This window comes from Vibrio sp. 2033 (assembly GCF_033339735.1).
In genome coordinates this window covers 369,113-384,008 of sequence record NZ_JAWOVC010000003.1, presented here as the reverse complement: position 1 = coordinate 384,008, position 14,896 = coordinate 369,113, and the positions used below count along the sequence as shown (strand labels likewise).

11 protein-coding genes are annotated in these 14,896 nt (G+C 43.0%); 8 read left to right on the top strand and 3 right to left on the bottom strand.

The features are described 5' to 3' along the window. Positions 1 to 8 precede the first annotated feature (8 nt). Both tssF and tssG read left to right on the top strand, forming a co-directional pair. Positions 9 to 1,757 carry a type VI secretion system baseplate subunit TssF gene (gene tssF, locus R7P74_RS07355; RefSeq protein ID WP_042523535.1) on the top strand — a complete coding sequence of 583 codons (1,749 nt, stop codon included), beginning with the start codon at positions 9 to 11 and terminating at the stop codon, positions 1,755 to 1,757. Next, positions 1,754 to 2,752, top strand: coding sequence for a type VI secretion system baseplate subunit TssG (gene tssG / locus R7P74_RS07350; RefSeq protein ID WP_005373373.1), 999 nt, complete (start codon positions 1,754 to 1,756; stop codon positions 2,750 to 2,752). The genes tssF and tssG overlap by 4 nt, the downstream gene beginning before the upstream one ends. A 54-nt stretch (positions 2,753 to 2,806) precedes the next feature. Here tssG and R7P74_RS07345 read toward each other — a convergent pair whose 3' ends face one another. The 3 genes from R7P74_RS07345 to R7P74_RS07335 are packed head-to-tail and all read right to left on the bottom strand — an operon-like array spanning position 2,807 to position 8,021. Further along, positions 2,807 to 3,259, bottom strand: coding sequence for an Lrp/AsnC family transcriptional regulator (locus R7P74_RS07345; protein WP_005373369.1), 453 nt, complete (start codon positions 3,257 to 3,259; stop codon positions 2,807 to 2,809). Between the two features lie 31 nt (positions 3,260 to 3,290). After that, positions 3,291 to 6,680, bottom strand: coding sequence for a type VI secretion system membrane subunit TssM (gene tssM, locus R7P74_RS07340; protein WP_130546344.1), 3,390 nt, complete (start codon positions 6,678 to 6,680; stop codon positions 3,291 to 3,293). 27 nt (positions 6,681 to 6,707) lie between these two features. After that, positions 6,708 to 8,021: a type VI secretion system ImpA family N-terminal domain-containing protein gene (locus tag R7P74_RS07335; RefSeq protein ID WP_318122776.1), complete on the bottom strand. Its 1,314-nt coding sequence runs from the start codon at positions 8,019 to 8,021 to the stop codon at positions 6,708 to 6,710. A gap of 506 nt (positions 8,022 to 8,527) precedes the next feature. Between R7P74_RS07335 and R7P74_RS07330 the strand changes: the two genes are divergently transcribed. The 6 genes from R7P74_RS07330 to R7P74_RS07305 all read left to right on the top strand — a co-directional run bounded on the left by R7P74_RS07330 (position 8,528) and on the right by R7P74_RS07305 (position 14,883). Further along, complete coding sequence (locus R7P74_RS07330; RefSeq protein ID WP_130546342.1) at positions 8,528 to 9,127, top strand: hypothetical protein; 600 nt, start codon at positions 8,528 to 8,530, stop codon at positions 9,125 to 9,127. 9 nt (positions 9,128 to 9,136) lie between these two features. After that, the gene (locus R7P74_RS07325; RefSeq protein ID WP_130546341.1) at positions 9,137 to 10,630 is read left to right on the top strand and encodes a type VI secretion system-associated FHA domain protein; all 1,494 of its coding nucleotides are present in this window, start codon (positions 9,137 to 9,139) and stop codon (positions 10,628 to 10,630) included. Then, a complete protein-coding gene (gene tssJ / locus R7P74_RS07320) occupies positions 10,623 to 11,123 on the top strand; it encodes a type VI secretion system lipoprotein TssJ (protein ID WP_130546340.1) in 501 nt (166 codons plus the stop codon). Before R7P74_RS07325 ends, tssJ begins: the two co-directional genes overlap by 8 nt. An 11-nt stretch (positions 11,124 to 11,134) precedes the next feature. Further along, positions 11,135 to 12,460, top strand: coding sequence for a type VI secretion system baseplate subunit TssK (gene tssK, locus R7P74_RS07315; RefSeq protein ID WP_130546339.1), 1,326 nt, complete (start codon positions 11,135 to 11,137; stop codon positions 12,458 to 12,460). After that, positions 12,457 to 13,248 carry a type IVB secretion system protein IcmH/DotU gene (icmH, locus tag R7P74_RS07310; RefSeq protein ID WP_165401710.1) on the top strand — a complete coding sequence of 264 codons (792 nt, stop codon included), beginning with the start codon at positions 12,457 to 12,459 and terminating at the stop codon, positions 13,246 to 13,248. The genes tssK and icmH overlap by 4 nt, the downstream gene beginning before the upstream one ends. Before the next feature lie 147 nt (positions 13,249 to 13,395). Further along, positions 13,396 to 14,883 carry a PAAR-like domain-containing protein gene (locus R7P74_RS07305; protein WP_262591573.1) on the top strand — a complete coding sequence of 496 codons (1,488 nt, stop codon included), beginning with the start codon at positions 13,396 to 13,398 and terminating at the stop codon, positions 14,881 to 14,883. The last annotated feature ends 13 nt before the right edge of the window (positions 14,884 to 14,896 follow it).

The window sequence follows — 14,896 nt, the reverse complement described above, 5'->3', positions numbered from 1 at the left end:
GGTGCCACTTGAGTAACAGTAAATACTTTCAAGATGAACTCACGTATTTACGCGAGTCGGGTAGTGAGTTTGCCAAATATCATCCGAAGTTAACTCACTTTCTCTCTGAAGGAACTTTTGATCCAGATGTCGAACGACTGCTGGAAGGTTTTGCTTTTTTGACCGGACGCATCCGCGAAAAGATTGACGATGAACTTCCTGAGCTAACGCAATCTCTGATGACTTTGCTGTGGCCACATTACATGCGTTCGATTCCGTCTTTGTGTATTAGCGAACTAAAACCGCATACCGGAAGTGTTACTGAGAAAACCGTGGTGAAACGTGGTGCGGAAATGGCCAGCGAACAGGTAGAAGGCACGCAGTGTTTGTTCCGTACTTGTTATGACGTCAATCTATACCCAGTTACGATTACTAACATCGAACAAACTAACAGCCGCACCAGCTCGATGATTGATGTGACGTTATCGACGGAGCATGGCCTTGAGCTGTCTCGTATCGGTTTAGATACGTTGCGTTTGCACCTGCATGGTGAGATTCATATTACTCGCACTGTCTTCTTATGGCTGTTCCGTTATCTAGATTACGTCGAGTTGGATGTTGGTGGTGGCTACAAACATCGTTTAGGGCCAGAGTACGTTAAGCCAGTCGGGCATGAAGAGGACGAGGCGCTGCTGCCTTACAGCAAAAACTCCTTTGCAGGCTACCGTTTGCTGCAAGAATTCTTCTCTTTGCCAGATAAGTTCATGTTCTTCGACATTAAAGGCTTAGAGTGGCTAAAAGGCATTCCGCAACGCAGCACGGTCAAAATCAAATTCCACTTTAAGCGTGCTTTGCCTTCAGAAGTGGTACTTAAAGATAAACACTTAAGGTTGCACTGCACACCTGCCGTTAACTTGTTTGAAAAAGACGGCGACCCAATCCGTTTAGAGCATCGACGAAACGAGTACAAGGTGCGTCCACAAAGTAACACTCAGGAGCATTACGAGGTTTATTCCATTGAGCAAGTGGAGAGCTGGAGTAAAGACGAGCGTCGCCGAAAACCACTGATTGAATTTGAATCGTTTGAGCACCAAATCAACCAGCGTGATAAGCGAGAGTTCTACAAATCCAAAGTGGGCGAGCGAGTAAGCGGAAGAGGGTTAGAGCGCTATATCTCATTCCATACTCACAATGGCGACATCGCGGATTTAGGGACTGAAACAGTATTGATGAAACTGCAATGCAGTAACGCGGACTTAGCGGAGCGCCTGTCAGTAGGAGACATCACGTACGCGACGCACAAATCGCCAACGTATGCGACGTTTAAAAACATTACTAAGCCAACACAGTCAGTAAGTCCTCAGGTTAATGGTGAGCTTCAATGGCAGTTGATTGCCAACATGTCGCTCAACTACTTGTCTTTGGCCAATATCGATGTGTTGAAAGTGTTGCTCTCGACTTATGATTTCCACTCTCGAGTCGATAGACAAGCCCACCGCGCGTCGATTCATCGACTTGATGGCATTATTTCTTCAGAGATGAAACCAATCGATCGCGTATTTCGTGGTGTATCTGTGCGTGGTAACCAATTCAAGCTCGTGACGGACTCTAAGTTCTTCGTAAATGAAGGCGATATGTTCCTTATGGCCACGGTATTGAATGAATTTATCCGTTTGTATTCGAGTGTGAACTCCTTTACCGAACTAGAGGTGTTCGATGAAGCGACGGGCGAGGTTTACAACTGGGCAAGCCTAATCGGGCAGCAGACGATACTATGATTAACACACTTTCTGATAAGTCGAATGAGTTTAGTTTCTACCAAGCGGTGTTGCTGTTAGAGAAACACTACCAGCTGGAGCCAAACTCAAATTTTGTTGCCGTGGGCGAGAACAAATACTTTCACCAAGAGCGAATTGAGTTCAGCGTGTCGCCAAACCTGTGCTTTCCAAAGAGTGATATGGACTTTATTACTCATATGGAAAGAAACGGACAGCAATATTCACGTATTGAGACGAACTTTCTTGGCTTGCATGGTTCAAGCTCGCCCCTGCCTGCGTCTTACACTGAGAAACTCGTCGGTCGTGATCCCGATGATAACCCAGTGAAGGATTTCTTCGACTTTTTCCACAACCGCTATACAAGCTTACTGTATCGTGTTTGGAAGAAATACCGATATCACGTGCAGTACAAAAGCGGGGCAAGCGATGCTTTTTCTGGGCGCATACTGCATTTGGCTGGTCTTTCTAGCGTTATGCAAGATTGTGAAGTAGCGGAGTTAGATCGAGCGAAAGTTCTGTCTTACGTGAACCAGTTATCTACGCGTACACGCTCACCCAAGCTTATTTCCGGTATTGTTTCGCACTACTTTTCACTGCCGAATGTGCGAATCGAAGAATGGGTTTATAGACGCGTAGAAATCGCTGAAAGCCAGCGTAACAAACTCAATCGTTCCAATTGTGTATTGGGGCAAAGCTTACACTTGGGACAAAGCATTGCGGATTTGAACGGCAAGTTTAACTTGTGTATCGACAACATTGATTTTGAAACGTTTAAGCAGTTTTCCTACGATGGTGAGTTACATAAGACGCTGGTGGGCTTGATGCGCTTTATTCTGCGTGACCCAATGTCGTGGGACCTAAAGTTGACAGTTAACCTAGACAGTATTCCAGAAAACAAACTGGGTAATGGAGAAGGGAACCAACTAGGTCAAACGTTCTGGCTAGGAAACCCAGGTGATAAAGACGCCAAAATTCGACTTATCGGAAGCATATAAGAAAGCCGCTCAACGAGCGGCCCTTTATGTTTTCCTCAAAGAGGTCAGAAAAGCTTAACGACTGATCGGCTGATGCAGTACAACGGTAGTATCAAGCCTTTGAATGCCGTTAAATGATTCAATTTCATTACAAAGATGATGAATAGACTGCAGGTCGGGCGCTTCAATTAGGGCAATAATATCAAAGTTGCCACCAACAACGCTCGTTAAGCGAACCTCAGGGATTTCTTTAAGTGCATTCGTTACATCATTCTTCTTACCCTTTTCACAAGAGATCAGTAGATAACTAGCGGCTTTTCGCCCTTCATTTTCTACACGAATCTGTGCGGTATAGCCTTTGATAATACCGGTCTTTTCTAAACGATTAATTCTTTCTGCTACTGCTGTTCGAGACAAACCAATGTTTCGGGATAGATTCGCAATCGACTCTCGCCCATTCGACAATAGACTTGAAAGTATTTTTCGATCTAATTTATCTAAACCTTGTAAAGTCATGTTTGAAATCATGTGTTCTGCCTATTTTGTTTTTATATTGTTATTAAATCGACTCTGGGAGCGTAAAGTTATACAGCTCAGCAAGAGTGAATGGGTTTTTCTGTGTCAACGGAGTGATGCGTAAGCTCAAGTCCCTCCCTGACACTTTTATGTCACTGACAAAGCTGCCGTTATGAGTGTTTGTCAAGGTCGAGTCACCTAGCAATCTGTATATCGCCCATTGACCACTCTTATTTAAAACGTGCTGTCTGCCTTCATCGGTTACATCCTGGAGTGTGATACTAATATTGAAGTCACCATTTTGCGGTGGCCATGCCATTTCACGAATGCGGCTTGGACCGTGGTAGTAACTTATATTGGTATCTGCAATTTTTAAGCTCGCTCTAATCGCACTAGAATCAAGATCGAGTACTCTTGCACTAAACGGAATATGAACGCGGTTAGTGCTTTTATTAATTAATGTGTCTCGAATAACGTTATAGTTACGCAGTTGCACTAACAGAGCCGGAGAGATTGGCATCGTCTCGCCATCCACCTGTTTTGGCGTCCATAAATTGGTATCGTAGAACGGTGCAAAATTTTTCTGAATAAATGTGTCTAACAAACCACCGGAAGCAAACAGTAATTCAAAATCTTCAATTGAGATTTCCTCGGTCGCTGTTAGATCAAATGGGTATCGTCCTAGCCCTATCTCTTTAAACTTGGTGTAAATCTCGCTGTACCATTGGGTTTGAATGCCTTTAGCGGACTCTTTAATCATGACTGACCAGCTTTGTTGAACCACATCTAACAACCAGCTACGAACGGGTTCCGGTGATTTTTGGGCAATCTGTTTAAGTTTGATTAATGGGTCAGCTTCACTGCTGTTCATTCGATGCTGAGCTGCCGCTAGCGCCGCCATTTGCGGGTCAGGTGCATCAGCGATGTCTTTCATATAAGTGCGAACACGGCTTAACGCTGTTACGGTCTCATCCCAAGGAGTAGGGGAGTTTGGTGTTTCACTGACCTGAAGTTGGTTTAATAAGTGAAAAGCTTGTTCAACACGTTTCATCAACAAGTAATCAGGCTTAACTACTTCCTCTACTGCGTCTGATGCGGAGTCTGCCGCTGCCACGAGTTTCGGGTCTAGTTTTGAAATCAGAGCATTTTTTTCACCAACGGGTGAAAATTGTGTGTTGGCATAGACCTGTTTCAGTACGGTTGTCATTGGTGAAGAAGGGCCCGAGATTAAGTCTATCGCGTTCGTTAGATCGCCGACATTGTCATAGTTCTGGACTTTTAGTTCACTCAGCGCATTGCGCCAATTACTGATGTAGTCGTCAGTATATTTTTTACGTACTTCCTCTTTGAAGGCTTCTTGTTCTTCACTAGTAGGAATAACGTGTTGTGACAGACCTAAAACCCAGTTGTCACTGATGACTTGTTGTGACATTAGGTCCACGCGTGGTCGATAAAAAGTGCTAAAACCAGTGGAGGTATAGATCTTATCTACGATCAAGCGTTCGCTATCGATTGGTGTGTTGAACACATTGCTAAACTCGAAACCCACAGCTCGTTGCAGATCTAGGGTTCCTAAATCAATCGAATTTGCTTCGTTTAAAATGCCTGCATAAACGAGATCAACATTCGAATTTGCTAGCAATGAGCGACGTGTTGCGCGAACAAGATCCATATTGATATCAATTGGATCAAACTGTGTGCGAAAGTAAGCGTCCAAATAGCGCATCGCCTGATTGACGACGTCACTTTGGTTGCTTAAATCGTTCATCATTTGGAGAGTTTGATGACGCAAAAAACGGATATCACGCTTTGTTGGATCGTTTAACATTAGATACCCCTTCAATAGAGGTAAAGCGCGTGTAAAAGTGTTTTGATTTTGTGTCAGTTGTAGACGGTAACCTTTCTCAATGAGAGGTATCAACTGTTGAGCAACGTCCTTAAGTAATGCTTCGTAAGCGATGCGAGTGCTTTGATCCAAACGGCTAATGTTGAGTGGTAATATCTCTTCATCCAAAGCCTTAGAACCTTTAAGCCACGCCCCATAAGAAGGCTCTATTGCTTTCGTCGCCTTCGCTAAAAGCTCATTGAATCTTGCATCTTGCTCCACTTGCGATTTGTCATCGATACTCAAGAGTTGATTCATCACATGTAAGTTACTGTCTAATGTCGTGAAAAAGAAGTAACTGCCCCCAGTAAGCAGGATAATAGAGCCGAGTATTGCCAAACGGCTTTGTCTCTGAATTAGACGAAGATACGTCTTGTTTTCGCCCGCAAAGTCGCTTTCCGGCAATATTTGTGAATCAATCAGAAAGCGAGAGAAATAAGGCGTTTCGGTTAACTGAGTATGCTCTGACGCGATAATAGGTAAGTTGAAGTAATTACTACAACTTTTTGCAAGTAAATTGTACTTGCGACCGCCTTGCAGACTCGAACTAAAGAAAATCTCACGGATGTCTAGTGAATAGACACCGTTGTTAACATCACATAGACGCTCAAGCACATAGCTGACCTCAGACTGACATAACTCAAACTGCTTAGGGAAAGCGAGTATTGCTTGTTTCTCATCAATGTCCGTTGAATTAGCGGATGCATCTAGCGCATTACTTTCAAGCACTCTCACTAGATTTCGATAGCTATCGCGGTAGTACTCTGCAAATACACCTTTGGCTTCTTTTAGTGGGATAGAGAGGAACTCAACACGTGTCTTGAGAGAGCTAAAGTGCATGTATTCTTTAAAGCCATCTAACTTGTCTAGCTTTGACATAATCAAATAGATTGGCAATGCTGAAGACGTTTTAGAGTTGATGGTACTCAAGCGCGCCAATAACGACGAAATGGTGTACTCTTTTTGCTCTGGTTCAGAGACGATCATGAACTCGAAATCGGAGAAGAATAGACACCCAGAAAATGGCTTTCTAGGTCGATGATGAATAACTTCTTCAATGAACGTATTCCATAAAGAAGCATCACTGCTTGATACTTCCTGGAATACTAAGCGTTGGTCTGGTTTGATGTATACAGCGCTGTCAGATTCGTACCATTCAAAAAAGTCATTCTTAGCGGTCCTAGTGCGATCCATCGGTTTGATTGCACTAGAACTAAATAAAAATTGACGTCGCCCTGACCCTTTATTACCAAGCATCAGGTAAATTGGTTTCTTGCCTGAGTTAGCAAGAAGAGGCTGGATAACCATAGAAAGTGCTTCTTCCTCGGTTTCCAAATGTTGAGCTTTAGCGTTGTTCTTTTTCTTCAACCATAATGTGAATTGAAAAGTGACGTAAACCATGGCGATAGCACCAAGAGTCAGCCAAAGATAAAGTTGATCGATTTCGTCAAGAAAAAGCAGATAAATAGTGGTGATAATTGCAGCCACTAAAAACATCAATATAGTAGAAATCACCACTGGATTTCTAAACAGTTTTTGTTTGAACATAAGCCTAAAACTTCTTTAATTGTATTGTTATTTATTGTCAGTTTTTTCAGCTTGTAGCTGACTCAATTTATATAGGTAGATGTTCAGTAAAAGGGTTGCGCGGTCAATTTCCTTTTGCTGTGAATACTTTTCAGCGTATTCAATACGACCTAAAAGCGGGAATAACGAGTTACTGTATTCGTACGCCTTTTCAGAGTTCTTATCTACATTCTGTCTAGCTACGTTGGCAAACACCGTTCTTGCGTCTGAGAATCGCTTATAAACATCCATAAACTGGTCTTCTAAATGGGCGCTCTGTGTCAAAAAGTTTTGACGTAGCTGCTGTGCAGAAGACGAATCCGGATAGATTGCGATTAATTCATTGGTCAAGCTATCGAGCTCGCTGACGTTACTTACTTTTGCCGAGTCTAAAAACCAGTTATTCATCATAATATCGACACGATTAATCGCCTGCGTTTTCAATGACTGAGCATATTTTTTATTTTCGTAATCTAACGAGGCGACCAAATTTACAAGTTCATTAAGTGAAGCTTGATTAATTTTTTGTTCCAATGTTCGATAACGTTGTTGCTCGTACATGAAATGTGAACATATCGCAGTAACAATCAAACCAATAACGAAGTAGATCATAAATCGACCAGACTTTGCCGGTGATGCTTTCTCTTGGCTATTTAGGTTGGGTGATGACACCGGTGCCGGAGAGGGAGACACATTCACTTTAATTTCAGGTGCCTTCTGCGTTGCTGCAGGAGCGCTAGTGTCGGCTTGTTTTTTTTCGCGTAACTCAGCCGCAATTTGTTGTTCTTTTATCTGCTCAATCCATTGATTCAAAATACGGCGAATGCGACCTAATGACGGCGCTTCAATACCGTAATGAAGACGAAGCTCTTCCTCAATCCTCAAGCATAATTGATGTGCTGCCTCTATCAATGGAAGCTCTTCTGGTAACGCCCGATGCTTATTAATTCGTTTTTCAGTATGCTCTACCATCCATTCAATAGCGCTCATTCGTGCCTTTGACTTTGAATGCTCTGGATACGCGTTGAACCAATATACGACGCATACATCAAGTATTGAGTTTAACCCTTCAACAAGGCCTCTTAAGCCGTCGTTATAGGTTGATGCAACGGTAAAGTAACAGCAACAACGTAGGTCTTTCGCTTGGGTACTCAAGATCTTTTTTGAGAGTGTTTGAACCGTTTTCCACGAGATTCTCCCTGTGACTTTATTCAGGTTGTTTATTTGACGTTTAATTTCGTCAAAATCCTCAGAACCATTAGGATTAGAGCCGCTTGGGTTATTTTCATCGATTGGTCTTCGAGCGAAGTCGGTAAAAAGCATAAGGAAAGTTCCAACTGATCATATAGAAGTATTAAGTTATATAGGATTTCACTACTGTTGTTATATTAAATTATAAGCAGTGCACATCTGTCGCAATTCTATAGACAAAATAAGCGGATTAGATAATAAAAATTCATTAAAAGAAATTAAATTACTTTTAGTGTGATCTTTGTTCATAATATTAATATCAATAGTTAAGTCTATTTATAAGAAGAAACTTATATATGAAGATGAGAACGTTGATTAAAAAGTAACTAAATTGTTATCGGAGATTACGTTTTGTTCAATTAGCAATCAAATTCTGTTACTTCTATTTAAATAGAAAGATTTACTGTCTCGTCACTTAATCTGTAGTTGGTTCTTTAGTTTTTGTTTGTAGGTAAAACAACCAACCTGATAGTTGAAATGTATTAAATTATAGGTGTTTTTTTAGGCTTATTGAAAAAGAGAATATAATTGATATCTTTCGCCTCTAAGTAGAATATCGGTTTTCCTAGAGGGACGAAATGCTAAAACCAAGTCAAATTGGGCTGATTTCAGCCATGTGTCTATTTTCTTCTGTTGCAATGGCAAAAGGGGAGCGATATGGACTCTCTACCAGTATGTTGACTATCGATAGCATTAATTACGATGAAGGTAAAAGTGGTGAGCAGGATACGCTTAGGTTCGGCTTGGTTCATACTCGTCCTATTGATGAAAACAATAACCGTTGGCGTTGGTGGTTAGGGCTAAACTATCTAGCAGAAGATATTGAAGCGCCAGCAAACGGCTTATATCAAGAAGCGACGAACTATGAACTTCGTGTTGTTCCTCAATATGCGTTGACTTCTTGGAGTGTTTTCACGCCATACGTTGGTGCGGGCTTATCTGTCGGTTACTCGCAATATTCTAATCGCTGGCAAGTAGACCAAGACGGTTATCGTTATGAGAGTGTTGAAGACATCGACCAGTTTGAGTTAGGTGCGGTTGTGACCCTTGGTACTGCTATAAAGTTAGGCAGTAATCCTGACGCCCATATACAAATTATCCCGCAGGCCTCTTATATCCTTCCGGTTGTAAATGATGGAATTGGTGGGCTTGAACTATCAGTTTCTTTGCTCTTTTGAGGTTCGTAAATGTACTCAAATCAGCTAGTTTTATTTATCTCAAAGTGTCCAGAGGAATACACCGGTGCAAAGCATATTGAAATGCCTGAAAGTGGTGGTTCGATAGGTCGTTCCCCAAGCTGTAGCGTGTCTTTAGCCGATCACAACCGCTTTATATCGGGCACTCATTGTTTGCTCAGCGTGTATGGAGATACCTACTATATAAGTGACGTATCAACTAACGGCACCATGGTAAATGGGAATAAAATACTAAAAAATCAACCCGTTGCGATAGTTGATGGCGACATCATTTCTTTAGGGCAATATGAGATTGGTGTTTCTCTTGAGCGCGTTACCTCAACACTAGACATCGCCGCTGATATTGCTCCTGAGCGAGTATCTAGCGATCCTCTGGTTAGTCTAGGAGATGCGGTTGTCGAAGAGGAAGAAAAAGTCGGTGCCTTAGAAGATTTGTTTATGGAGACTAAACAGGATGACATTGATTGTCATGATCCTGTTGCTCACCTTAACTTTTCGATGCAGCGAGATGACGATTACTTAATTCGTGATAATGAGCGTACAGAATCTGAACAACCTAGAACCGTGGAAAGCACACGTCAGGTGGTCGATGACAGTTTCAGCATATATTCCGAATTCGATCAGCCAAGCCTCATCCCTGAAGACTGGATGGCTGCGGAAACCAAGAGTAACGCATCAGTCAATGATGCATTAGCGCCAGAAAGCGGTAAGGCACATAGAGCCGATATTGCCTCAGCTGAGGTGATGCAACCTGGCACAATAGCCCCAGATAGCACGATTCAAAGACAACATCGTACGCCTAATGTTACTGAGATGGTCGTAGAGCAGGCTAACACAGGGTTAAAATGGGAAGAGATGACCCAATCTTTTACGCCTTCTCCTAACACTAATCAGCAACTTCAAATACCTACGGCAGAGCACGCGATAAACACTACGACGAAAGCACAAGTCGATACTGATGCGGCCGTTTGCTCTCAAGATATAGCGCAAGCGTTTTTTGATGGTTTGGGTATTCGAAACCCAGAGTTGATGACAAACGAGGCGCAGTTATTCAAGCAAATGGGCACTTGCTTGCGTTTATGTATTGATAACCTACAGAAAGAGTTGCACGAAGTGGAATCATTAAAAGATGAGCAGAGTGCGAGTGAGGCTAACTCGAACATCGCAGAGCTAATGCTCACTTTGAATAGTCAGCAATTACTGGCTCCAAATGAACTGGTTGAACAAATGCTCGATGAGCTGAACGACCACCAAGTTATGTTTAACAAAGCACTGAATGAGCTCGTTTTAGAACAGTCAGAAACGAACGATCCCGTAGCATTTGCTAACAGGGTCGCTAGCCAGTCTTTGTTCTCAACTAAGTCAAAGCTGTGGGCCGAATACCTAGATTTCTACACTAATAATCGTCGCCTGCTTAATGAAACATCCTTAAAAGGGCTGATTAAGAAAAACTATAACAAAGTGATTAAGGGAAACCATGCGTAGTATCGCCGTATTACTCGGATTTGCCATGTTGTCCGGTTGTTCCATGTGGGATCAATTTAAAGAGTCCACGGGTATCACACCAGAAACTTCGTCCATTGAATTGGTTATTGAGGCATCACCTGTACTCAATGTGAGAAATGGGGGCCAGTCATCTCCAGTTATTCTCCGTCTTCACGAATTAAATTCGCCAGTTTTATTCCGAAGCTTAGATTTTTTTGCGCTGTTTGAAAACGATAAAGCGTCGTTGGGTGATGAGTACATCAAACGTTACGAATATCAAATACAGCCAGGTGGAAAAGTTCATGAAATGCTAACGCTAGACCCTGACACTCGTGCCGTCGGTTTTTCAGTGGCTTTTCGTGATATTGATGGTTCGTCTTGGCGAAAAGTGGAAGTTATTGAAGAGAAGAGCGAGTACTACATCAAGCTCAAGTTAGAGGGCAGTGAGTTAATTTCTGATAACACTCGCGGCATTGAACAGGTTTACTTTTAAGGGATAGAAACATGTCTTTATACAATCCAGTTGTTTGGCAAGATGGAATGTTCATGAAGCCACAGCATTTTCAACAACTCGATCGTTCGCAAAGTAAACTATCGAGCCTACTGAGTGCCAATGCATCGCCTTTGCATTGGGGAATTAAACGTTTAGAAATCAACTCTCAGTTACTAGCACTGGGTAAAATCGGTATTACTCGTGCTGAAGGTATTTTACAAGACCGGACACCATTTGAGCTTCCGTTGCTTGCCGAGTTGCCTGAAGTGAAAGATGTAGATCCTTCGATTGCCGATAAAGTCGTTTATTTGTGCTGTCCGTTACCATCGGAACGTTCTGAGTTGTTTGGTACCAAAAAAGACGGTGCGCGCTATACGATGGAATCTCAAGAAGCGGTTGACGCTTGTTATGATTCGGAAGACATGGCAAATATCGTCGTCGGTAAGCTTAACTTTTGCTTAATGTACGATCATGAAGATAAGAGTGCTTACACGTCTATTCCGATCTTAAAGATCTTAGAAGTGAAGCCTGATGGCAGCGTGATCTTAGATGATAGTTTCATTCCTACCTGTATCGATATTCATGCGTCGACAGTACTGAGTAAATTTGCGACCGAGTTTGCTTCTATGTTGAAGCATCGCGCGGAATCGATAGTCCAGCGATTAGGGGTGGTGGATCAACAAGGCGTATCATCGGTTTCTGACTTTATGCTATTGCAAGCGCTCAACCGATACGAACCCTTATTTTGGCATTTCGCCAGCACAGAAGCTGTGCATCCTGAGTCTTTGTATCGAATTCTTCTTCAGGCAGAGGGTGAGCTTTCGACGCTGTGCTCAACGACTCGCCGACCTATTGAGTTTACGAAGTACAATCATGGTGATCTTACTAGCTGTCTTTCTCGCGTCCTAGACAGTGCGAAAATGACATTGAGCGTGATGTCTGAGCAAAGAGCAATTCCACTGACCTTAAAAGATCAGAACTATGGCATCAGAACGGCAGCAATCCCTGACAATAAGATCATTGATACGACAACCTTTATCCTCGCAGTTAAAGCCGACGTGACCTTGGATGTTCTGCATACCCAGTTTGTCAGCCAAACGAAGATCGGTTCTATCGATAACATACGTGACTTGATTAACCTTCAACTGCCTGGGATTGAGATCAAACCAATGCCAGTTGTGCCACGCGCGCTGCCGTATCACGCTGGCTACACCTATTTCGAGCTCGATAAAACGGGCGAAGAGTGGATGGCATTGAAGAACACTGCTGCGATTGCGATTCACGTTGCGGGCGATTTCGCCAACTTATCATTGCAACTTTGGGCCGTTCGTCTATGAGTTACGCAGAAACCGACGTCACCGTAGTCTTATTCCAACCAGAGCCTGGCAAACCAATGGAGGTAATGCCAGCGCCTGACTTGTCGAGAAACATCGCAGTACAAGATCTATCTATCGATAACATGGGTATTAACCCGCTGGTGGACCAGTTCTCATGGTTGATCGCCAGTCTGTCTTGTATGTCTTCGATCCCTTGGCTTGATGACCCGATGCCATTTCGTGAACAAGTGGCACGTGAGATTCGAAAAGGTGAACGAAAACTTAATGAAATGGAGCTCGATCGTGCTTCGGTTCTTGTTATTCGTTACTGCTTGTGTGCGGCGATTGATGAATCTGTTTGTCGACAAGAGTGGGGGGCAAATAGTCACTGGAGCCAAAACAGCTTACTGTCTGAATTCCACAACGAAACGTCTGGTGGTGATAAGTTCTTCGTTATTCTCGATCGCTTAAAAGCCGACCCTCGTAAATACCGTCACGTTATAGAGTTTCTCTATTTACTGCTTCAACTTGGTTTCCAAGGCAAGTATGGCCGTGAAGAGCGTGGTAACGAAAAGTTAGCGGAAATTGGCAGCACCATTTATCGATTAGTGCGAGATGACCGCCTAGCAGAACAAGAAAAAGTTTCTTTAATCAACCTTAAAGCTAAATACCTAAAGAAGCCGTTAAAAAGGGTAATTTCACCCAAGCTGATCTTGAGTCTTAGTGCGATGACGTTTGCGTTTATGTATGCGGCAACCTACATCGTCATAGACTTAAAATTTCAGCAACTGCTTGAAATGTATAGATAACCAGAGATCTAAAATGAGATCTTCTGCCAATTTTAAGGTTTGCTGTGAATATCACTGGTCTTTTAGTGGAATTCACTAGTTATTTAGAGAGATTGCAGCTTGCGATCTCTTTTATCATTCAATCAATAAAATTCAAATGGATTGGTTATGGGCGTAACAGTTGGTGCGAATGGACTTTCGATAGTTCATAAAGGCTCAGGTGGTGAAGCGAATGCAACGCTCCCAGATGTTTGTTTAACTAAGGTCGGCAAGCCAGTCGTTCCTATCCCTTATGGCAACAATGCTAAATCAGCAGACCTTGCTGGTGGGACTACGACAGTCTCTATGGATGGCGGTAACAGTGTCGCTATCAAGGGCAGTACGTTCTCAAAAAGTACTGGCGATGCGGGCGGTGACAGAAAAGGCGTTGCCTCAGGCACGATAGAAGCCGAAGCAAAATTCATTTCAGCCTCACCAACGGTTAAATTTGAAGGTAAGGGCGTATGTCGTCTGTCCGATCAAATGACCATGAACAAAGCAAATACCATGTGTCTTGGTGGCGCACAAAACCCATCGGTTTCTGTGACTGAAGAGCAGGAAGGGACGTATACGGTTGATTTGTATCTCTCATACTCAGATGGTGAACCCGTTCAAGGCGCAACATACACTCTCACAGATCAATCTGGCGCGGTGTTTGAAGGAACTCTCGACGACAACGGTAAAGCATCGGTTGGTGGCGTTGCTCCGGGTGAGTTTGCCATAGAGTACGGCGAGGACAGCCGTGATTTTATGCCAAACGTCCCAACCAAGACCAACCCGAACTTTGATCCAAGTGCAAACGCGCAGCTAATTATTGAAGAAGCTAAGCGTGGAGAAGTCGGTTTCTGGGAGAATGCGTGGAAGAGAATGTCTGGTGCTGCAAGCTGGGTTTGGGGCGTTATTCTTGGTGACTTTAACGATGATGCCTCCGTAGAACAGATCATTGCCAATACGGCCCTGACCATGATCCCTGTTGTCGATCAAGCAGCAGATGTCCGCGATTTATCAGCGAACATTATGACGTTGTTGAATGAGGAAGAACGTGAAAAGTCGGAAAACTGGCTGGCTCTTTCATTAACGCTTATCGGTTGTGTCCCGACATTTGGTAGTGCAGTCAAAGGTACGTGTAAAGTAGCCCTTAAAGGCGGGAAAGGAACTTCAAAGGATACTTTGCTAGCTGTTTTAAGAGGCATGGGTAAGGGTGATCCAGAAAAATTCTTGCGCACGTTAGATTGGATGGATTATGCGAAACAGACCAGCCAGATTGTTAGCGATGTTCTAAAACCTTGTATTGAAGTGGCAACGGAGTTGGCGTCTTACGCAAACAGAATGGGTGCAGATGAGCTCGGTACGTATTTCTTGAAGTTAGCGGATGAGGTAAAAATCATCGATAAGATGGTACCGGATAAGCTTAAAGAAGCGATGGGCGAGTTTGATGACCTTTTTGCTCGAATTTTAGGTAAGAGTGAGAAAACTTACCCAGCAAAAGTAAAACATAATACTGGCGAGTCTGCACAGTCAGGAAAGAATTCTGCGAAGGCAAATGAGGACAAAGATAAAAAAGATTTTGTCTGTCCCGTTTGTAAGAAAAAACCAGAAAAATGTGATGCTTATTAGAGGTCAATACCAT